Below are 19,457 nucleotides of genomic sequence, written 5' to 3' on the forward strand. Positions count from 1 at the left end.
AAGGCACAACGAAACCCGATCCTGACAACCATCGTTGTCACTGTCGCGGTAGCAAGTCCAGTGCCGAACTCCGGCGGAACACCGATCGCGAGCAGGGGGCGGGTATGGCGGCGTTGCCCACGGAGGCGGGTTCCCGGGAACGCGGGGACACCGAGCTCATCGAAGCGGTGCGCGAGGGCGACACCAGCGCCTACGGGGTCCTCTACGAGCGGCACGTGGCCGCCGCGTACTCGATGGCCCGGCAGGTCACCAAGTCCTCCGCCGAGGCCGACGACGTGGTCTCCGAGGCGTTCGCGAAGGTCCTCGACCTGCTGCGCGACCAGCGGGGACCGACCTCGGCGTTCCGCGCCTACGTGCTCACCGCCGTCCGGCACGCAGCCTACGACCGCACCCGCAAGCAGCAGCGGCTCCAGTACGCCGACGACCTGGAGACGGTGCCCAACATCGACGTCTCGCAGCCGTTCCGCGACACCGCCGTCGAGAGCGAGGACCGGTCCCTGGTCGCGGCGGCGTTCGCCAAGCTCCCCGAGCGCTGGCAGATGGTGCTCTGGCACGTCGAGATCGAGGGCGAGTCCCCGGCGAAGGTCGCTCCGCTACTGGGCATGACTCCCAACGGCGTGTCCGCGCTGGCCTACCGCGCCCGCGAAGGGCTCAAGCAGGCGTTCCTGCAGGTGCACCTGAGCAAGCTCGACGCCGAGCAGGAGCGCTGCCGGGCCAACGTCGAGCGCCTCGGCGCCTGGACCCGGGGCGGGCTGGCCAAGCGGGAGACCGCCCAGGTCGAAGCGCATCTCGACGACTGCGACCGGTGCCGGGCGCTGGCCGCCGAGCTCGCCGAGATCAACGGCGCGCTGCGCGTGTTCATCGCACCGCTGGTGCTGGGCGGAAGTGCCACCACCACGGGATACCTCGCCGCGGTCGGGGCCGGTGGTGCGGTCGGCGGTGGCGCCATCGGCACCGCGATCAACGCCGTCGGCGGTCCGCGTCGCGCGGCGCTGTCCGGTGCCGCGCTCGCCGCGGTGCTGGCCGGGCTCGCGCTCGCCCTGACCTCCAACGACGGCGAGCTGCCGCCGGTAGCCTCGGCCAAGCCGCAGCAGCCGTCCTCCCCGCAGTCGCCGCAGTCCCCGCAGTCACCACCCGCTCCCCCGGCCCCGCCGGCGGCGCCGGCACCGGCTCCGGCGGCCCCGGGCGGTGCCGCTCCGCCCGCGCCTCCGGCCGAGGAGGGCGGCACGCCGCTGCTGCCGATCCCGCTGCCGCTGCCCCCGGCCGCGGCGCCGGTCGCCGACGGCACCACGCACGCCGGGGTCGACCTGCTCGGCGTCGCCGTGGACGCCGACCCGCACCTGGTCATCGAGCGCGACGGCGTCGACGCGGGCGCGGATCTGCGCCTGCAGCCCTCCGGCCGCCTGCTGGGCATCGATCCGATCACCGGAGCCCTCGACCTCCTCGGCAACCCGATCGTGGGCCGCTGAGCGCCACGACCCGGCGCCGGGGACCAAAGTCCCTGGCTCACCGGCGGTGTCGCGGCGCCCAATGAGCAGCGGGAACTCCGGCCGAAGACCGATGTTCCCGCGCTTCGAGGGGGATGTGGATCTCCAGGCACCTCACCCCGCATCCCCCTCGTCCACTCGCACCGCGGAGGACGCCGCCATGCCGACCCGACACGCCCGCACCGCCGCAGCGATCGGACTGCTGAGCCTCCCGGTGCTGGCCTCCTGCGCGACGGCGTACGCACCCGCTCCCGCGCCGGTCACGGTTCCCGCCCCGGTCACCGTTCCGGCACCCGTCACCGTTCCGGCGCCGGTCGTGGTTCCCGTGCCGCAACCCGCCGTGCCGTACCCGGTTCCGCGGTCGCAGACCGCGAGCACCACCGGTTGCGTGGCCTCCTACGAGACGTCGCAGTCCCATGTCGACATCTGCGGGACGGCGGGTTCGCTCTACTACTACGGATCCAGCGACTCCGGCTCCCTCGTGCTGCGGGCCTACGCCGACGGCGACGGGTACACGACCGAGAGCAACGACGGCCACGTCTACCGCATCGACGGCTCGGCGCTGACCATCACGCGCTACGGGTCGGTCCTCTCGACCCAGCCGGTGCTGTCGGCATCGGGAAGCTGAGGTCACGTCGGCGACGGGCGTGCCGCGGAGCTGCGGCACAATGCTCGGCAGCCCGTCGAACGGCCGCTGTTGGTTCTGGGACCTCGTCGAACAGGAGTGATCGAGGGCATGTCGCCGATGCTGGAATGGGGCGCCCGGCCCGAGGGCGCGAGGGTCGCGGTGCTGGCGGTGCACGGACGCGGCGGCGATCCGGGCTCGATGCGCGAGGTCGCGAGCCGTTTCGGTGACGCGCCGGTGCGGTTCTTCGCCCCGGAGGCCCCGGGCAACGCCTGGTACCCGGGCGGTTTCCTGCAGCCGCTGGAGGACAACCAGCCCGCGCTGGAGAACTCGCTGCGCACCGTCGGGCAGTGCCTCGACGAGCTCGCCGGTGCCGGGTTCGGGCCGGAACGCGTGGTGCTGTGGGGGTTCTCGCAGGGCGCCTGCCTGATCTCGCACTACGCGCTCGCGGTCGCGCCGCGCCGCTACGCGGGGCTGATCGTGTTCACCGGCGGCTTCATCGGGCCCGACGTCATCGCCGATCCGGTGGACGAGCCGCTGACGGGCGTCCCGGTGGTGCTGCGCAGCATCAGCGAGGACCCGTGGGTGCCGCGGCACCGGGTCGAGGAGACCGCAGCGTCACTGCGCGCGGCCGGCGCCGAGGTCGACCTGCGGATCGATCCGGGCAGCGAGCACATCATCACCGACGAGGCCTGCGAGGCGGCCACCCGACTGCTGACCAGCTGAGACGTCGCCCGAGCTCCGAGGCGGGCGCCGGTGCGGCACCCGCCTCGAACCGTTCTCGCAGCTCACCAACATGATCACCCCCTGTGACCGACCGGCGGCCGATCGGGTGCAATCCCGCGAATTCCGGACGCGCCGGACATGGGCGCTTAACTTCTCCATCCGCCGATGACATCTTGGTGGCAGCAGCGGGACGCGCGGGGAGAGGCGCAGCAGTCCGATGTCGACCGTCCGGACCGCACCCGCTGCTGCCGTCGCAGGCGGGTGGGGCGTCCACCCGCGCGCACGGCGCAGGAGGGCACCGACCGCGAGGGGGACGCTGGTTTTGAGCACGGCACAGGTCCAACGGAAGACCCGGCGCAGCACCGCGCGGAGGCAGCACGCCCGCGGCAGGCACAACGCGCGCCCGACGGCCACCCGCCCGTGGGTGGGACGCCCGCTCCCGGCCCGTCCCGGCACCTCCCCGATCCGCAGGCCGCTGCCGGTCACCCCGGCCGCGCCGCCCCCAGAACCCGAGAACGCCCGAGGAACCACCATGACAGCACGTCACGCCGAAGTGATCACGGCGACCCTCTCGATCACCACGTTCCTGACCATCGGCGCGATGTGGATCGGCTACTTCTGACGGTGCGCTCGCGTTGAGTCGCGGACGACGAGTTCCGGCTGGAACACGAGGCGCCGGTGCTTCACCGGCGCCTCCCCTGAGGTCTCGTCGATGAGCAGCTCCGCAGCCGTGCGCCCGATCTGACGCGCGGGCTGGCGCACCGAGGTCAGCGGCACGGCCGCGGCCCCGGCGAACTCGATGTCGTCGTACCCGACGATCGCCATCTCCTCCGGCACCCGCACGCCCGCGGCGACCATCGCCTGCAGCACTCCGAGCGCGAGCAGGTCGTTGGCGCAGAACACCGCCGTGGGACGAGGACTCCGGCCCAGCAGCCGGGCACCCGCATCGCGGCCCGACGCCACGTCGAGCGCGGGTGCGTCCAGGACGGACAGGTGCACGTCGTGGTCCTGCAGGGCCGAGCGCGCACCGGCTTCGCGGTCGCGGCACTGGGCCAGCAGCGACGGCCCGTTGACCATCGCGATCTCGCGGTGCCCGGTCTCGGCGAGGTGGTGGGCCGCCAGCGCTCCCCCGGTGACGTCGTCGACGGCCACCGAGCTGCCCTGCACCTCCGGCACCGTGCGGTCGACGAAGACGTACGGGATGCCGTTGCGCGCGAAGGCCCGCAACCGCTCGCCGGTGGTGTCCACCGGGGACAGCAGCACCCCGCGCACCCGCTGCTCGGCCAGCATCGACAGGTACGAGGACTCCAGGTCGACGCGCTGCCCGCTGTTGCAGGTGATCACGTTGAGCCCGGCCTCGTGCGCGGCCTGCTCGGCGCCGCGGGCGATGTCGACGAAGAACGGGTTGGCGAGGTCGAGCACCAGCAGCGCCATGATGCGGCTGCTGCCGGCCCGCAGCTGCCGCGCGGACTCGTCGCGCACGTAGCCGAGCTCGTCGATCGCGGCCTGCACGCGCCGCCGGGTCTCCTCCGACACCAGCTGCGGCCGGTTGACCACATTGGACACCGTGCCGATGGAGACCCCCGCCGCCCGCGCGACGTCCTTGATTCCGACCATCCTCGAACCTCACTCACCGAACTGACGCGAGCCTAGTCCGAGGTCGTGGGCCCGGCCGCGCGGCCGGGCCCACTCGCTCGCTCACGCCTCGCGGGGCATCTCCTTGACCTCGCGGCGGAGGATCTTGCCGGTGGGCCCCTTGGGCAGCTCGGGGACCAGCCAGATCTCGCGCGGGTACTTGTAGGCGGCGATGCGGGCCTTGACGAACTCGCGCAGCTCGTCCTCGGTGGCGTCCTGACCGGGCTTGAGCGAGACGGCGGCGCCGATCTCCTCGCCGAGGTCGGCGTGCTTGACGCCGATGACCGCGGCCTCGGCCACCGCCGGGTGCTCGTAGAGCACCTCCTCGACCTCGCGCGGGTAGACGTTGTAGCCGCCGCGGATGATCAGGTCCTTCTTGCGGTCGACGATGAAGTAGTAGCCGTCGGAGTCCTTGGTGGCGATGTCGCCGGTGTGGAACCAGCCGTCCTTGATCGCCTCGGCAGTGGCGTCCGGACGGCCCCAGTAGCCCTTCATCACGTTCTCGCCGCGGATGACGATCTCGCCCGGCTCGTCGAGCCCGACCTCGTTGCCGTCGAGGTCGACGACCTTCATCTCGCAGCCCCGCACCGGCAGTCCGATCGAGCCGGGCTTGCGCTCGTAGCCGGGCTGGTTGAAGGAGGCCACCGGCGACGTCTCGGACAGGCCGTAGCCCTCCAGCACGTGGCAGTCGAACTTGGACTCGAAGCCGCGCAGCACCTCCACCGGCATCGCCGAACCACCGGTGGCGCAGGTGCGCAGCGAGCTCATGTCGGCGGTGCCCGCGTCGGGGTGGTTGAGCATCGCGGCGTACATCGTGGGCACGCCCTCGAAGATGGTGACCTTGTCTCGCGGCACGATCTGCAGCGCCTTGGCCGGGTCGAACCGCGGCAGCAGCGTCAGGCACGCGCCGACCAGCACCGAGGTGTTCAGCGCGCAGGTCAGGCCGAACACGTGGAACAGCGGCAGGCAGCCCATCACCACGTCGTCGGGGGTGAGCTCGAACAGCGTCTCCACCGCCATCTTCGCGTTGGAGGCGAGGTTGTGGTGGGTCAGCTCGGCGCCCTTGGGCTTGCCGGTGGTGCCCGAGGTGTAGAGCAGCACGGCGGTGTCGGAATCGGTGCGCTCGACGGGCTCGGTGATCGGCGTACCGCCGAGCTCGTTCGGGCCCAGTGCGCCGACGACGACACCGGGGAGGCCGACTTCGGCCGCGGCGTCGGGCACCGCGTCGCCGCCGCCGTCCCAGCCGTAGACCAGCGACATCTGCGAGTCGCGCAGGTAGAACTCGACCTCGCGGGCCTTGAGCAGCGGGTTCATCGGCACGACCGTCGCCCCGGCCAGCAGCGCGCCGTAGAACAGGATCGGGAACGCGGGCACGTTCGGCAGCACCAAACCGACGCGGTCGCCCGGTGAGATGCCGCGTTCCCGCAGGTCACCGGCCACGGCCGCGGCCGAGGCGTGGAGCTGGGCGTAGCTGAGCACGTGCTCGTCGAGACGGACCGCGGGCCGGTCGCCGTGCCGCTGCGCGGAGGCGACCAAGTTCGCTGCCAGGTTCGTCATGTTCCGTTCCCGTCGTCGTTGAGGTGGTCGGAGCAGATGGGATCGCCGATCCCAGGCAGATCGTCCATGCTCCGCAGCCGCCTGGCAATCGTTTGGGTGTACATTTCGGTAACACGTAGTTCCCATACCTGCGGCAATCCGCCGATGGGCGCATCCTGACCGGCGACGGGAGCCGGTTACAGGAGTTGGCCGGCGAGTTCGGCGATGGTCTCGGCGTGGAGGTCGAACTCGTCGGGTTCCGCAGGATCGTCGTCCTCGCCGTCGCGGGTGATGTAGGCGGTGGCGATGCCGAGCTTGGCGGCGGCGCGCAGGTCCCAGGAGTGCGAGGCGACCATGAGCGCCTGGTCGGGTTCGACCCGCAGGAGTTCCAGAGCGCGCTGGTAGACGGCAGGGTCCGGCTTGTAGGCGCCGACCTGCTCCGAGGACAGGGCCAGCGCCCAGCGCAGGCCGCCGCGGCGGGTGATCTCGGCCAGCGAGCGCACGGTGGAGTTCGACAGGGCGACGACGGTGAACCGGTCGGCGAGGGCGCCCACACCCGGTGCGGCGTCCGGCCACGGCTTCGGGCGCAGCCCCTCCTCGGCCAGGGCGGTCAGCGCGGCTTCGTCGAGGGAGGCGCCGCTGGTCCCGGCCGCGTGGCGCAGGGCCTCCAGGTTGAGCTCGTCCATCGGCCGGTAGTCGTCGGTCTCGGCGACCAGGGCGTTGAGCCGGTCCAGCCAGGCGGTCGCGAGCTCGTCACCGCCTTCCCCCACCGCCTCCCGGGTCGCGGCGAGGAGCGAGCCCCGCTCGTCGACCACGGTTCCCAGGACATCGAAGAGCAGCACGTTCAGGCGGGAGACATCGAGCGACACGTCGTGATCATGCCCGCTCGCGCACCATGATCACATCCCCTTCGCGGAACACGGTTCGGTTTCGAGGCGGTGACCGGACCAGCACAAGACCGCACCGGATCGACCACTTCCCGCGCGGTGATCAGGAATTCCGCGCGGCGTCCTCCAGCAGGGCCCGCATCCGGGTGGTCATCGCCTCGTGCAGCGAGATGGCGGTGCTGGTGCGCTCGACCCCGTCGATGTCGAGGATCGCGTTGGTGATCCGGTGCAGGTCCTGGGTGTCGCGGGCGACGACCTTGACCATGAGGTCGGCGTCGCCCGAGGTCGCGTGGATCTCGATCACCTCGGGCAGCTCGCGCAGCGCCGTGGTGGTCACCGGTTGCTGGGTCTGGCTGATCTGCATCGACACGAACGCCACCAGGTCGTAGCCCAGCGCCACCGGGTCGACGCGCCGGCTGAAGTCGCCGAGCACCCCGTTGTGGCCGAGCTTGCGCAGCCGCGCGTGCACGGTGTTGCGGGCGACGCCGAGCTCCCGGGACAGTCCGAGGACGGTCAGCTCCGGGTCGTCGTCGAGCGCCAGCAGGATGCGGGCGTCGAGGGCATCGATCCGACTCACCGGCACGCTCCCCTCCCCTCGGGCGAAACCCCAGCTCAACTGTGGTGCCGGGCACATCGGGGGCGAAACCGTGTGACGAGCACCGGGCTGATGAGCACTCTGCCACACGGATGCGCGGATCCGCGAACTTCCGCGCAGCCGATGACGGCTGTGTTGCCCGATCTGATGCGCCTGCCCGAAGATTTCGAGCATGTCCGCACCGACCCTGTCCCCTACTCCGGCCACCGCGCCGCCGCAGCCCGCCGAGACCCGGCGGCCGGTGGTGCCGCACTCGCGCACCGAGGACGTGCTCGGTCTGCTCACCGGCACGTTCGTGGTCTCGCTCGGCCTGCACCTGCTCAAGTCCAGCGAGATCGTCACCGGCGGCACGGCGGGCCTGTCGCTCCTGCTCAGCTACGGGCTGCCGGTGCCGTTCGGGGTGCTGTTCTTCCTGGTGAACCTGCCGTTCATGGTGCTGGCGGTGGCCAAGAAGGGCTGGTCGTTCGCGGTCCGCTCGCTGATCTCGATCGCGCTGGTCTCGGCGTTCACGCCGCTGCACGCGCAGCTGTTCGGCGCGCTGCACCTGCCCGCGATCTACGCGGCGGTGTGCGGCAACGTGCTGACCGGGATCGGGCTGCTGATCGTGTTCCGGCACAACTCCAGCCTGGGCGGGTTCAACGTGGTCGCGCTGATCGCCCAGGAACGCCTGGGGTGGCGGGCCGGGTACGTGCAGATGGGCCTGGACGTGCTGGTCATCGTCACGGCGCTCACCGTCGTCTCCCCCGCAGCCGTCCTGATCTCGGCCTTCGGCGCGGTGTTCCTCAACGGCGTCCTGGCCCTCAACCACCGGCCGGGCCGCTACCTGGGCGCCTAGCGGTCGCGCGGGCGCTTCCGCGCGGGGCGCACCGGCGGGAGGTCGTGGCCCGCGGTGACGCGGTTGCGGATCGTCCCGATGCCCTCGACGGTCATCTCGACGACGTCGCCGGGCTGCAGCGACGGCGGGTCCTCCCGGTCGGGCCTGCCCCACAGCTCGCCGAGGCAGCCGCCGTTGCCGCAGGTCCCGGAGCCCAGCACGTCACCGGGCCGGACCTCGGTACCGCGCGAGGCGTAGGAGACGAGTTCCTCGAAGGGCCAGCCCATGTTGGACAGCAGGTCGTGGCCGATCCGCTCGCCGTTGACCGCCACGCTCATCGGCAGCCGCAGGAAACCGTCGGCGTCCCGGTGGGCGTCGAGCTCGTCGGCGGTGACCAGAACCGGGCCGAGAGTGGTGGCGAAGTCCTTGCCCTTGGCCGGGCCGAGGCCCACCTTCATCTCGGCGGACTGCAGGTCGCGGGCCGACCAGTCGTTGAAGATCGTGTAGCCGAGGATGTGCTCGCGCGCCTGCTCCGGTGCGAGGTCGCGACCTGGGCGCCCGATGACGGCGGCGACCTCCAGCTCGAAATCCATCCGGCGGCAGCCGGGCGGGATCGCGACGTCGTCGAACGGACCGGTGATCGCGTGCGGGTTGGTGAAGTAGAACGTCGGCGCCGCGTACCACTCCGGCGCGATGGCACCTCCGGTCATGCCCTCGACGTGCTCCTCGAAGGCGACGAAGTCGCGCACCGTCGCGGGTTCCAGCGGCGCCCGCAGCTCCACCTCGGCCAGCGGCACGCCCGGCTCGTCCAGCGCCCGCGCCCCGGCCTCGGGAAGGCGTTGGGAGCGCAGCAGTTCCAGCAGCGGGGCGGGCAGCGGGTGGAACGTCTCGCCGTCGACGACCCCGCTGAGCCGGGTTCCGTCGTGACGGGCTGTGGCGAATCGCATGTGGTTCCTCCGGCGCCGGATTGCGGCGACCTCTAGGCGGGTCGGGTGAGCAGGGTCGTGACCTCGTCGAGCAGTCCTGGGACGTCGCCGCGCTCGCCGTCGAGCAGCCACTGCCCGAGCTGGTTGGAGGCGTCGACGACCGTCTTGGCGCGCGGGTGGCGCCGCTCGGCGTAGGCGGTGAGCACCTCGTCGTCGACGGTGCCCGCGGCCAGCAGGAGCTCGGCGAGCACCGAGGCGTCCTCCAGCGCCTGGGCGGCGCCCTGGGCGATGGTGGGCGGGCAGGTGTGCGCGGCGTCGCCGGCGAGCACCACGCGGCCCCGGTGCCAGGGCGCGTCGAGCAGGTGGGTCTCGAACCAGGTGTGGTGGACGGCGTCCGGGTCGGTGAGCCCGTCGCGGATCTCCCGCCACGGTCCGCCGTAGTGCGAGGCGAGGTCCCGCATGACCTCCAGCGACTGCTCGGGCGTGAGATCGCTGCGGTCGCGGGCGTCCTCGACCAGGTAGGCGTACATGTCGGACTCGCCGGTCGGGCAGTACCCGGCGATGTAGCAGTGCCCGCCGTAGTAGAGCTCCGTGCGGGTGATCGACTCGGGGCGCCGGGTGAAGGCCCGCCAGATTCCCATGCCGGTGGCGCGGGTCGCGGCGTCGATGCCCAGCAGCTCGCGCGTGGTTGAGCGGACACCGTCCGCGCCGACGACCAGGTCGTAGCGACCGGTGCCGCCGTCGCCGAAGGTCACCCGCACGCCGTCGTCGTCCTGCTCCAGCCCGGTCACCGGCCTGCCGAAGCGCACCGCCGCGCCCGCTTCGGCGGCGCGTTCGACGAGCACCCGCGCCAGCTCGGGCCGGTGAGCGCCGAGAGTCGCGGGCAGGTCGGGCCCGCCGGTGCGCACGTCGTCGACCTCGGTGAGCAGCGTGCCGTCGGGAGCGCGCAGGCCCAGCCCGTCGAACCGGTAGCCGCTGAGCCGCTCCCACGCCCCGACCTGGTCGAGCACCCGAAGTGCGTTGCCCTGCAAGGTGATCCCGGATCCGACGGCGGACACCGACGGGCGCGCCTCGGCGATCTCGACCTCCCAGCCCCCTTCGGCGAGCAGGATCGCGGTCGCGGTGCCGGCCGATCCCGCGCCGACCACCAGCACGTTCCGCGTCGTCATGGGTTTCTCCGAGGTGAAGGGGGTGTTGCCCTTCCAGGGTTGCCGACGGCCGGTGATCGGGGAAGCGCGGCGTGGCTATGCCTGGTATCCGCGACGGCGATGGTCGAGCGCTTCGACCGGCTCGACATCGGTGTCCGGTGTGCGCATGCTGTCCGGCATGGCAAGGTCGCCGAGCGGGGAATCAGTGTTGACCAGGGCGGTGCGCATCCTCGACGCCTTCGGTCCGGACGATCGCGTGCTCACGGTCACCGACATCAGCCGTCGCGCGGACCTCCCGCTGCCGACGGCGGGCCGGCTGGTCGGCGAGCTGGTCCGGCACGGCCTGCTGCACCGCGACGAGCAGCGGCGGGTCCGCATCGGGGTGCGCCTGTGGGAGCTCGCCCAGCGCGCCTCGCCCACCCTGCGGCTGCGCGACGTGGTGATGCCGTTCCTGGAGGACGTGCACGCGGTGGTCGGGCACAGCGCCCAGCTGGGCGTGCTCGACGGCGACGAGGTGCTGTTCGTGGAGCGGCTCAGCGCACCGCGCGCGGTCGTCAACCTGACCCGCATCGCCGGGCGGCTGCCGCTGCACGTGTCCTCGGCCGGTCAGGTGCTGCTCGCCCACTCCCCGCCCGACCTGCAGGAACGCGTTCTGTCGGGCCCGCTCCCCGCGATGACGGCCGAGACCATCACCGACGCCGACGCGCTGCGCACGGTTCTCGCGCGGGTGCGCACCCGGGGCTTCGCCTTCTGCGCGGGGCACGTGCACCCGGACGCCACCGGTGCGGCGGTACCGCTGCGCGGTGCGGACGGGCGGGTCGTGGCCGCGTTGAGCCTGGTCATCCCCAACGATGAGCACGCGTGGTCGCGGGTGGCGCTGCTGCAGTCCACCGCTCGCGCCGTCGACCGGGCGATGCGGCGAGGAACGCTCGTTCAATGAGAACGCGCTCGCGCCGGCGGTGACCGGGTCCGCACTCTCGTCGGCACGACGAAGGGAGCGCCGGGAATGGATCGGGTGCGCGTGACCGCCAAGGAGCAGGTGGCCGAGGACGTCGTGGCGTTGCGGTTGGAACATCCGCGGGGCCTGCGGCTCCCGGACTGGACGCCGGGATCGCACGTCGACCTCGTGCTGCCCAACGGCATGACCCGGCAGTACTCGTTGTGCGGCGACCGGTGGGACGCCCACGCATATCGCGTCGCCGTGCTGCGCGAACCCCGCGGGCGCGGCGGTTCGGCCTTCGTGCACGACGAGCTCGCCGAAGGCGCTGAGATCGCGATCGGGGGTCCGCGCAACCACTTCCGGCTCGTCCCGGCCGCCGAGCACCTGTTCATCGCGGGAGGGATCGGGATCACGCCGATCCTGCCGATGCTGGCGGCGGCCGAACGGCTCGGCGCTCGGTGGCGGCTGCTCTACGGCGGCAGGCGGCGCGCGTCGATGGCCTTCCTCGACGAGCTCGACGACGAGCGCGTGCGGGTGGCTCCGCAGGACGAGGTCGGTCTGCTCGACCTGCCCACCGCCGAGGAGGGCTGCGCGGTCTACTGCTGCGGCCCGGCTCCGCTGATCGACGCCGCCGAACGCGCGTACGGCGACCGGTTGCGCACGGAGCGCTTCGCCGCGAAACCCGTTGCAGCGAGCGAGGACCGGCCGTTCACCGTCCAGCTGGCCCGCTCGGGTGGGTCCGCGACCGTCGAGCCCGGCACCTCGCTGCTCGACGCGGTGCGGGCGGCCGGGGCGAGCCTGCTGTCCTCCTGCGGTCAGGGAATCTGCGGGACCTGCGAGACCGACGTCCTCGACGGCGAACCCGATCACCGCGACTCGCTGCTGGACGACGTCGAGCGCGAGCGCGGCGACCGCCTGTTCCCGTGCGTCTCCCGCGCCCGCTCCGACCGCCTGGTCCTCGACCTCTGAAAGGGACTGCCATGACAGGGAGAACTCCGGTGTCGGACGTCGATCCGTTCAGCCCCGAGGTGCTCGCCGATCCGCTGCCGTGGCACGCGTGGTTGCGCGAGGCGGGTCCGATCATGTTCCTGGAGCGCTACGGCGCCTGCGCACTGGGCCGCTACGACGAGGTCCGCGCGACGCTCACCGACTGGCAGCGCTTCCAGTCCGGTGCCGGGGTGGGCGTGGCGAACTTCCGCACCGAACCGCCCTGGCGGCCGCCGAGCCTGCTGCTGGAAGCCGACCCGCCGCACCACGACGCGCCCCGGGCTGTGCTCAGCCGCCTGCTCGGTCCGCGCGCGCTGCGACGGTTGCGCCACTCGTGGTACGACGACGCCGAAGCGCTCGTCGACGAGGTCGTCCGCGACGGAGAGCTGGACGGGGTGACCGACCTGGCCGAGGTGTTCCCGCTGCGGGTGTTCCCCGACGCCGTCGGGCTCTCCCCGCACGGCCGCGAACACCTGCTGCCCTACGGCGATTTCGCCTTCAACGCCTTCGGCCCGCACAACGAGCTCGTCCAGCGCGGAGCCGACGGCGTCGCCGAGCACGCGGCCTGGGTCGGCGACCAGTGCCGGCGGGAATCGCTGGCCCCGGGCGGTTTCGGCGCGCAGATCTGGGCGGAGGCCGATCGAGGCGAGATCACCCCCGAGCAGGCACCGCTGGTGGTCCGCTCGCTGCTCACCGCCGGGGTGGACACCACCGTGCACGGCATCGGGGCCGTGCTGCACGCCTTCGCCACCCACCCCGAGCAGTGGGCGCTGCTGCGCGAACGCCCGGAGCGGGCCCGCGCGGCCTTCGACGAGGCCGTGCGCTGGGAATCGCCGGTGCAGACGTTCTTCCGCACCACCGCCGAACCGGTCGAACTCGGCGGCGAACGACTACCCGCGGGGACGAAGGTGCTGCTGTCGCTGGCCTCCGCCAACCGCGACCCGCGCCGCTGGCAGGACCCCGACGTCTTCGACCCGGGCCGCGACCCGTCCGGGCACGTCGGGTTCGGGATGGGCCTGCACCAGTGCGTCGGTCAGCACATCGCCCGGCTGGAGTCCGAGGCGCTGCTGACGGCGTTGGCGCGTCGCGTCACCGGCATCCGGCTCGCGGGCCGACCGGTGCGCCACCTGAACAACACGCTGCGCGCGTGGAGCTCGCTGCCGCTGCGGTTCACGACCTCATGACGTCGCCGGTCCGGACAGGAGTCCTCCGCCGGGGTCGGATTTCCGTCGATACGACGCGGAGGCCGACGGGAGCGGACCCGCCCGCCGAGCACCGAGGCGGGTCACCGGTGGTCGACGCGCGCGTTCCCGCGCACTTCCTCACCGCGCACCGCTGATCTACTGTCCCCGGCGTGACGACGAACCAGCCGGGGGCTCCGCTGGCCCGGCGCCTGGGCACGATGGACGCGACCGCGATCGGTCTCGGCTCGATGCTGGGTGCCGGGGTGTTCGCGGTGTTCGCCCCGGCCGCTGCCGCCGCCGGGAGCGGTCTGCTGCTCTCACTGGTCATCGCCGGGTTCATCGCCTACTGCAACGCGACGAGCTCGGCGCAGCTGGCCGCGGTGCACCCGGCGTCCGGCGGAACCTACGTCTACGGGCGGGCGCGGCTGGGTCACTGGTGGGGGTTCACCGCGGGCTGGGGCTTCGTGATCGGCAAGACGGCCAGCTGCGCCGCGATGGCGCTGACGTTCGCCGCCTACGCGGCCCCGGGTTTCGAGCGCCCGGCCGCCGCGCTGGCCGTGGCGGTGCTGGCGGCGGTGAACTGCGTGGGCATCACCCGCACCGCTCAGCTGACCCGCGCCCTGCTGGTCGTGGTGCTGCTGGTGCTCGTCGGCTTCGCCGCGCTGAGCGCACCGGCGGCCGGAACCGGCGGGCCGCCCGACTGGCTGCCGCACGGTCCGCTCGGCGTGCTGCAGGCCGCCGGGCTGCTGTTCTTCGCCTTCGCCGGGTACGCGCGCATCGCGACGCTCGGCGAGGAGGTGCGCGATCCGGCGCGCACGATCCCGCGCGCGATCCTGCTGGCGCTGCCGATCGCCGCGGTGGTCTACGCGGGCGTGGGACTGGCCCTGCTGGGGGTGCTCGGTCCGCACGAGCTGGCGACCAGCGCCGCTCCGCTGGCCGACGCGCTCACCGCAGCCGGGCACCCGGGGCTGGCTCCGGTGGTGCGGTTCGGCGCGGCGACCGCCGGCCTCGGCGCGCTGCTGGCGCTGATCGCCGGTGTCGGCCGCACGGGTCTGGCGATGGCGCGGGAGGGCGACCTGCCGCGGTTCCTGGCGGCCGTGCACCCGAGGTTCCAGGTGCCGCACCACGCCGAGCTCACCCTCGCCGCGGTGGTGATCGCGCTGGTGCTGACCACCGACCTGCGCGGGGTGATCGGCTTCTCCAGCTTCGGCGTGCTGGTGTACTACGCGATCGCCAACGCCTCGGCGTTCACCCAACCGGCCTCGGAGCGGCGCTGGCCGAAGGCGCTCAACGTCGCGGGCCTGACCGGGTGCCTGCTGCTGGCCGCGACCCTGCCGTGGACCTCGGTGGCCGTCGGGCTCGGGGTGTTCGCGATCGGCCTGCTCGGCCGCCTGGTCAGCAGGGCACGCGCGGCGTGATCACCTCGCTCAGCCTCCGCCGCAGGTCACCGGCCTCGGGCGCGTCCAGGGCCTCGTAGATCCGGACGGCGGTCTCCCAGTGGCGCCGGGCCGAGTCGTGCCGTCCCGCCGCGCGGTGCAGATCCCCGAGCCCGGTGTGGGCGCGGGCCCGCACGTAGTGGCTGGGGCCGCTGTTGGCGACGCCGAGCGCGTGCAGCAGGCAGCGGGTGGCCTCGACGTCGTCGCCCATCGCCACGTGCGTCTCGGCCGTGGCGGTCAGCGCCATCGCCTCCATCGTCGCCGACCGCATCTGGCGGGCGAGCACCAGCGTCGCGCGGTGACTCTCCAGCGCCTGCGGGTAGTCGCCGAGGCAGCGGCGGATGGTGCCCAGCCGGTGCAGCGCCATGCCCTCCAGGAACCGGAACCGGGTGCGGCGGGCCAGCACCAGGGCCCGCTCGGCGTGCTCGGCGGCCTCGGCGTAGCGGCCGGCGTCGCGGTGCAGACCGGCCAGCGCGTAGGACGCGTCGGCCTCAGCGGGCCGGTAGCCGTGCGCGGCGGCCACCCGCGAGGCCTCCTGCAGGCAGACCAGCGACGCCTCGTGGCGCCCCCACCTGCGGTGCAACCGCCCCATGCAGATCATCGGCCGCAGTCCCAGCAGCCGCAGCCCCGCCTGCTGGTACAGCCGGGCTGAGCGCCGCAGGTGTTCCAGCGCGCGCTCGGTGTGGCCGGTGAACACGCACACCTCCCCCAGGCTCAGCAGCACCGTCGCGGTCGCCCCCGGCCCGTCGGCCAGTTCCAGCGCCTCCTCCAGCAGGCGTCGCGCCGACTCGAACCGGTTGCGCCGGAAGTGCGCGATGCCGAGCCCGCGCAGCACGATGCCCTCGGCGGCCCGGTCGCCGGTGCGGTGGGCGATCTCGCGGGCCCGGCCGTGGAGCCGCTCGGCTTCGTCGACGTGCCAGCCGAAGTCGAGCGCGGCGTCGAGAACGACGGCGAAATCGACGGCGTAGTGGGCGAGTTCGCCGTCGACGGTCTCGGCGATGCGCGTCATGGTCTCAAGCTTGGCGTCCAGCCAGCCGGCCGCGTCCTCGTGGTCGCGCATCGCCGGGATCTCGTAGCCGGTGTCGCGTTCGGGCAGCGCTCCGGGCGCGAGTAACCCGGTCGCGGCGGTGGCCGCCTGGAGGAAGTAGTCGTAGAGCCGCCGCAGCGCGTCCCGCCGCTCGGCGGCGGTCTCGGTGAGCTCGCACAGCTCCTCGGCGTAGGTGGCCAGCAGGTCGTGCAACCGGACCCGCTTGTCCCCGACCTCCTCCACCAGGTGCGCGCGGGCCAGTTCCGCCAGCCCGCGCCGGGTGGCGCGGACGTCGCCGTCCCCGGCCAGCGCGGTCAGCGAGTGGGCGTCGACCTCGTGGCCCGGGTGCAGGCCGATCAGCCGGAACAGCCGGGCCTCGGTCTCCGACAGGTTCCGGTAGGAGGCCGCGAATATGGTCCGCACGCACGCCTGCGGGTCGCCGCTGTCGAGCAGGTCCAGCCGCGCTTGGGCGCAGCCGAACTCGGCGACGGTCTGGTCGATGCCGCGGTTGCGGTTCCGCCGGACCCGTTCGGCGGCGATGCGCAGCGCCAGCGGCAGCCGGGCGCAGCACTCGATGAGCTCGTCGACGGCGTCGGAGTCGGTGACCAGGTCCCCGAGCAGTTCCTTGAGCAGCAACCGCGCCTCGTGGACGGTCATCCGGTCCAGCTCGACCCGCTGCGCGCCCTGCCCGACGACCAGGCCGTTGAGCTGGTCGCGGCTGGTGATCAGCACCGCGCAGTGGGCGTTCCCGGGCAGCAGCGGGCGCACCTGGTCGGCGCTGACGGCGTTGTCGAGCACCAGCAGCACCCGCTTCCCGTCGAGCAGGCTGCGCAGCCGGGCACCGCGTTCGGCCACGTCCAGCGGCACGTCCTTGCCGTCGACGCCCATCGCCCGCAGCCAACCGGCGAGCACGTCGCCGGGCTCGGCCGGGGTGTCGGTGCCGAAGCCGCGCAGGTCGGCGTGCAGCTGGCCGTCCGGGAAGCGGCTCTTCACCCGGTGCGCCCAGCGCAGCGCCAGCGAGGTCTTGCCGACTCCGGCGGTGCCTGCGATGACCGCGATGGGGATGGTGCGGGTTCCCTCGTCCAGGATCTGGTCCAGTTCGGACAGCGCGACCTCGCGACCGACGAAATCGGTGGCGCAGTGCGGGAGTTGGGCCGGGACCTCGGCAGGGGCGGAGACCTCGACGACCTCCCCGGCGCGGATCTGGCCGTGCAGCGCGCGCAGGTCCGGGCCGGGGTCGAGGCCGAGCTCGTCGTTGAGGACCTCGCGCGCGTGGTGGTAGGCAGACAGCGCCTCGGCCTGCCGTCCGCTGCGGTAGAGGGCGAGCATGAGCAGCCCGTGCAGCCGTTCCCGCAGCGGGTGGTGGTGCACGGTCTCCAGCAGCTCACCGGCGACGGCCTCGTGCCTGCCCGCGCGCAGCTCGGCGGCGTAGAGCTCCTCGACGGCCAGCAGCCGCTGCTCGCCGAGCCGTTCCACCTCGGCCGCGACCTCGGGCAGGTCGATCTCCTGGTAGGGCCTGCCGCGCCACAGCCCCAGCGCGTGCCGCAGGGTGGCGGCCGCGCGTGCCGGGTCCGCTTCCCCGGTGGCCTCGTCGAGCAGCGCCCGGAACACCGCGGCGTCGAGCTCGCCGGGCTCGACGCGCAGGCAGTAGCCGGCGGGCCCGTGGGTGAGCCGGTCGGGTTCGTCCAGCTCCCGGCGCAGCCGGTGGACGTGGACCTGGAGTCGGCGCGCCCCCTGCTCGCCCGGCTCACCCCACAGCGCTTCCAGCAGAACGGTGACCGGGACCGGTTCGTTGGCGCGGGCCAGCAGCACGGCCAGCAGGTGGCGTCGCAACGCGCCGGTCAGCGGTGCTGTCGAGTCCCCGTCGATCATCCGAATCGGTCCAAGAACTTCGAACCGCATCGTGCTTCCCCCAGAAAATGACAAACGAACAATACTGCCGCATCGGGGCCCCCTGCCGCTGCCTCCAGAAAGCGACGAGAAAGCCACGCCGCGCACATTGGCCGCAAAACGCCGGGCGGCTCAACGAGCGGCACCCCAACGAGTGATACCGAGTACCTGGTCGATACCGGATCCGGACTCGGAACGGGGCATGTCGACCGCGCGACCGCGCGCAGCACCCGGTGCTCGCGACCGCGCCAGACCGGGATCGAACCAATTCCGGGCATGCGTCACCCCGGAATGCGCGTTCGCCCGCCGAATGGACGTCGGATCGTCCGGATCCGGGGACGACGTGCCGCCGGTCGACCGAGAGTCCCGCGACGACGTGGATTCCCGAAACCGAATCCCGCTCACGACATCTGCGGGCTGATGACCGGAACTCCCGCCGCGCGAAGCGAGTTCACGCCGCGGAGTTCACCTCGCGAACTACACGCGCTGCCAGAAGAAACGATGAGCCATCGCTACACCCCCCAGGTGTTGGCGTTGCCTGCTGATCCCCCAGACCTCGGTGGTCGACACCACCGGAATCCGCCTTGATGATGAACGCTCACCCGAACAGCGCACAAGCTCTTGCGTCGAACAATTTTCACCATTGTCCGGCATTCCGATTCTGACCTGGCGAAACCACGCGGAATTGCGGGAATTTCGATTCACGCCCGGATACCGGATGCGCCGCGGAACATCGGTGTGGACCACTTTCGGTCTCCGAGCGGATCGGTGGTGAGGCGGCCCCCTCGCCCGCCTCACCACCGCAGGTGCGAGCCTACGACGGACCGCTGATCGTTGCGAGATCAAACACCGCCGATCACCGGCGTGGCTTCCCCCACTCGCGGACTGCCACCGCCACCCGGTTGGGTTAATCTCAGCACCATGAACCGCACGCCCTCCACGCCGGCCGAAGCCTTCGCGACCCTCATGGAAGGCAACCAGCGCTTCGTCGACAGCGCCCGGCTGCACCCCCACCAGGACGCGGACCACCGCGCGTCCCTCGCTCCCGGGCAGACCCCGTTCGCCGTCCTGTTCGGCTGCTCGGACTCGCGACTCGCAGCGGAGATCATCTTCGACCGCGGCCTGGGCGACCTGTTCGTGGTGCGCACCGCCGGGCAGGTCACCGGCTCGGAGGTGCTGGGCAGCATCGAGTACGGCGTGGGCGTGCTGGGCACGCCGCTGGTGGTCGTGCTCGGCCACGACTCCTGCGGCGCGGTGGTCGCCGCGCGCCAAGCGGTCCTGGAGGGCACCAACCCGCCCGGCTACCTGCGCGACATCGTCGAGCGGGTCACGCCCAGCGTGCTGGCCGCCAAGGCGGGCGGGCACGAGGAGGTCGACGACATCGTCGACGTCCACATCCAGCGCACCAGCGAACTGCTCCTCGAACGCTCCTCGCTGCTGGCCGACGAAGTCGCCGCGGGCCGCTGCGCGATCGCGGGCCTGTCCTACCGCCTGGCCGACGGCACGGTCCGCCTCGTGGCCAGCCACGGCCCGCTCCAGCAGCAAGCCGCCTGAGGAGCTTCTCGGAGGGCCGACCTCCGCACCTCGCGTTAGCCTGCGAAGGCACGCTTGGTG

At 72.5% G+C, this 19,457-nt stretch carries 18 protein-coding genes; 10 read left to right on the forward strand and 8 right to left on the reverse strand.

The annotated features are described in order from the left end of the window. Window positions 1-104 precede the first annotated feature (104 nt). The 4 genes from REH65_RS03880 (at window position 105) to REH65_RS03895 (ending at window position 3,460) form a co-directional block, all read left to right on the forward strand. A complete protein-coding gene (locus tag REH65_RS03880; protein WP_406691310.1) occupies window positions 105-1,469 on the forward strand; it encodes a sigma-70 family RNA polymerase sigma factor in 1,365 nt (454 codons plus the stop codon). Between the two features lie 178 nt (window positions 1,470-1,647). Continuing rightward, window positions 1,648-2,115, forward strand: coding sequence for a hypothetical protein (locus tag REH65_RS03885; protein WP_406691311.1), 468 nt, complete (start codon window positions 1,648-1,650; stop codon window positions 2,113-2,115). A 108-nt stretch (window positions 2,116-2,223) separates the two neighbouring features. Further along, window positions 2,224-2,838: an alpha/beta hydrolase gene (locus tag REH65_RS03890; RefSeq protein WP_406691312.1), complete on the forward strand. Its 615-nt coding sequence runs from the start codon at window positions 2,224-2,226 to the stop codon at window positions 2,836-2,838. Between the two features lie 322 nt (window positions 2,839-3,160). After that, entirely contained in the window at window positions 3,161-3,460 is a 300-nt protein-coding gene (locus REH65_RS03895; RefSeq protein WP_406691313.1) for a hypothetical protein, read from the forward strand. Here REH65_RS03895 and REH65_RS03900 read toward each other — a convergent pair. The 4 genes from REH65_RS03900 to REH65_RS03915 form a co-directional block, all read right to left on the reverse strand. Then, window positions 3,451-4,455 (reverse strand): LacI family DNA-binding transcriptional regulator, encoded by a 1,005-nt coding sequence (locus tag REH65_RS03900; RefSeq protein ID WP_406691314.1) that lies wholly within the window; start codon window positions 4,453-4,455, stop codon window positions 3,451-3,453. The genes REH65_RS03895 and REH65_RS03900 overlap by 10 nt on opposite strands. An 81-nt stretch (window positions 4,456-4,536) precedes the next feature. Beyond that, entirely contained in the window at window positions 4,537-6,030 is a 1,494-nt protein-coding gene (locus REH65_RS03905; protein WP_406691315.1) for a long-chain-fatty-acid--CoA ligase, read from the reverse strand. 176 nt (window positions 6,031-6,206) lie between these two features. Continuing rightward, window positions 6,207-6,878 (reverse strand): haloacid dehalogenase type II, encoded by a 672-nt coding sequence (locus REH65_RS03910; protein WP_406691316.1) that lies wholly within the window; start codon window positions 6,876-6,878, stop codon window positions 6,207-6,209. A 121-nt stretch (window positions 6,879-6,999) separates the two neighbouring features. Next, window positions 7,000-7,473, reverse strand: coding sequence for an Lrp/AsnC family transcriptional regulator (locus REH65_RS03915; RefSeq protein WP_406691317.1), 474 nt, complete (start codon window positions 7,471-7,473; stop codon window positions 7,000-7,002). Between the two features lie 190 nt (window positions 7,474-7,663). Here REH65_RS03915 and REH65_RS03920 point away from each other — a divergent pair, with 190 nt between their 5' ends. Next, entirely contained in the window at window positions 7,664-8,326 is a 663-nt protein-coding gene (locus REH65_RS03920; RefSeq protein ID WP_281455909.1) for a YitT family protein, read from the forward strand. On the opposite strand, the gene REH65_RS03925 is transcribed toward REH65_RS03920, so the two are convergent. From REH65_RS03925 to REH65_RS03935, 3 genes are all read right to left on the reverse strand, one after another. After that, entirely contained in the window at window positions 8,323-9,252 is a 930-nt protein-coding gene (locus REH65_RS03925; RefSeq protein WP_406691318.1) for a fumarylacetoacetate hydrolase family protein, read from the reverse strand. The two genes, REH65_RS03920 and REH65_RS03925, sit on opposite strands and share 4 nt — an antisense overlap. A gap of 32 nt (window positions 9,253-9,284) precedes the next feature. Beyond that, entirely contained in the window at window positions 9,285-10,400 is a 1,116-nt protein-coding gene (locus REH65_RS03930) for an FAD-dependent monooxygenase (protein WP_406691319.1), read from the reverse strand. A 75-nt stretch (window positions 10,401-10,475) separates the two neighbouring features. Beyond that, a complete protein-coding gene (locus REH65_RS03935; protein WP_406693301.1) occupies window positions 10,476-10,607 on the reverse strand; it encodes a hypothetical protein in 132 nt (43 codons plus the stop codon). Here REH65_RS03935 and REH65_RS03940 point away from each other — a divergent pair. The 4 genes from REH65_RS03940 (at window position 10,585) to REH65_RS03955 (ending at window position 14,908) form a co-directional block, all read left to right on the forward strand. Next, on the forward strand, window positions 10,585-11,319 hold the full coding sequence (locus tag REH65_RS03940; protein ID WP_406693076.1) for an IclR family transcriptional regulator: 735 nt from the start codon (window positions 10,585-10,587) through the stop codon (window positions 11,317-11,319). The two genes, REH65_RS03935 and REH65_RS03940, sit on opposite strands and share 23 nt — an antisense overlap. Window positions 11,320-11,385: 66 nt before the next feature. After that, entirely contained in the window at window positions 11,386-12,288 is a 903-nt protein-coding gene (locus tag REH65_RS03945) for a PDR/VanB family oxidoreductase (protein ID WP_406691320.1), read from the forward strand. Between the two features lie 29 nt (window positions 12,289-12,317). Continuing rightward, a complete protein-coding gene (locus REH65_RS03950) occupies window positions 12,318-13,490 on the forward strand; it encodes a cytochrome P450 (protein WP_406691321.1) in 1,173 nt (390 codons plus the stop codon). A 218-nt stretch (window positions 13,491-13,708) separates the two neighbouring features. Next, window positions 13,709-14,908, forward strand: a complete 1,200-nt coding sequence (locus tag REH65_RS03955; RefSeq protein WP_406693077.1) for an APC family permease — start codon at window positions 13,709-13,711, stop codon at window positions 14,906-14,908. Here REH65_RS03955 and REH65_RS03960 read toward each other — a convergent pair. Then, entirely contained in the window at window positions 14,886-17,825 is a 2,940-nt protein-coding gene (locus tag REH65_RS03960; RefSeq protein WP_406691322.1) for a BTAD domain-containing putative transcriptional regulator, read from the reverse strand. The genes REH65_RS03955 and REH65_RS03960 overlap by 23 nt on opposite strands. A 939-nt stretch (window positions 17,826-18,764) precedes the next feature. Here REH65_RS03960 and REH65_RS03965 point away from each other — a divergent pair. Continuing rightward, window positions 18,765-19,397 (forward strand): carbonic anhydrase, encoded by a 633-nt coding sequence (locus REH65_RS03965; RefSeq protein ID WP_406691323.1) that lies wholly within the window; start codon window positions 18,765-18,767, stop codon window positions 19,395-19,397. Window positions 19,398-19,457 lie beyond the last annotated feature (60 nt).

Source organism: Saccharopolyspora sp. ID03-671 (genome assembly GCF_045278815.1).
GTDB classification, from domain to species: Bacteria; Actinomycetota; Actinomycetes; order Mycobacteriales; family Pseudonocardiaceae; genus Saccharopolyspora; species Saccharopolyspora ipomoeae.

Bases quoted from the DNA above. Each gene is read 5' to 3' on its own strand.
- REH65_RS03880 (WP_406691310.1), top strand. From the start codon at position 105: ATGGCGGCGTTGCCCACGGAGGCGGGTTCCCGGGAACGCGGGGACACC.
- REH65_RS03885 (WP_406691311.1), top strand. From the start codon at position 1,648: ATGCCGACCCGACACGCCCGCACCGCCGCAGCGATCGGACTGCTGAGC.
- REH65_RS03890 (WP_406691312.1), top strand. From the start codon at position 2,224: ATGTCGCCGATGCTGGAATGGGGCGCCCGGCCCGAGGGCGCGAGGGTC.
- REH65_RS03900 (WP_406691314.1), bottom strand. From the start codon at position 4,455: ATGGTCGGAATCAAGGACGTCGCGCGGGCGGCGGGGGTCTCCATCGGC.
- REH65_RS03905 (WP_406691315.1), bottom strand. From the start codon at position 6,030: ATGACGAACCTGGCAGCGAACTTGGTCGCCTCCGCGCAGCGGCACGGC.
- REH65_RS03920 (WP_281455909.1), top strand. From the start codon at position 7,664: ATGTCCGCACCGACCCTGTCCCCTACTCCGGCCACCGCGCCGCCGCAG.
- REH65_RS03925 (WP_406691318.1), bottom strand. From the start codon at position 9,252: ATGCGATTCGCCACAGCCCGTCACGACGGAACCCGGCTCAGCGGGGTC.
- REH65_RS03930 (WP_406691319.1), bottom strand. From the start codon at position 10,400: ATGACGACGCGGAACGTGCTGGTGGTCGGCGCGGGATCGGCCGGCACC.
- REH65_RS03935 (WP_406693301.1), bottom strand. From the start codon at position 10,607: ATGCGCACCGCCCTGGTCAACACTGATTCCCCGCTCGGCGACCTTGCC.
- REH65_RS03945 (WP_406691320.1), top strand. From the start codon at position 11,386: ATGGATCGGGTGCGCGTGACCGCCAAGGAGCAGGTGGCCGAGGACGTC.
- REH65_RS03955 (WP_406693077.1), top strand. From the start codon at position 13,709: ATGGACGCGACCGCGATCGGTCTCGGCTCGATGCTGGGTGCCGGGGTG.
- REH65_RS03960 (WP_406691322.1), bottom strand. From the start codon at position 17,825: ATGATCGACGGGGACTCGACAGCACCGCTGACCGGCGCGTTGCGACGC.
- REH65_RS03965 (WP_406691323.1), top strand. From the start codon at position 18,765: ATGAACCGCACGCCCTCCACGCCGGCCGAAGCCTTCGCGACCCTCATG.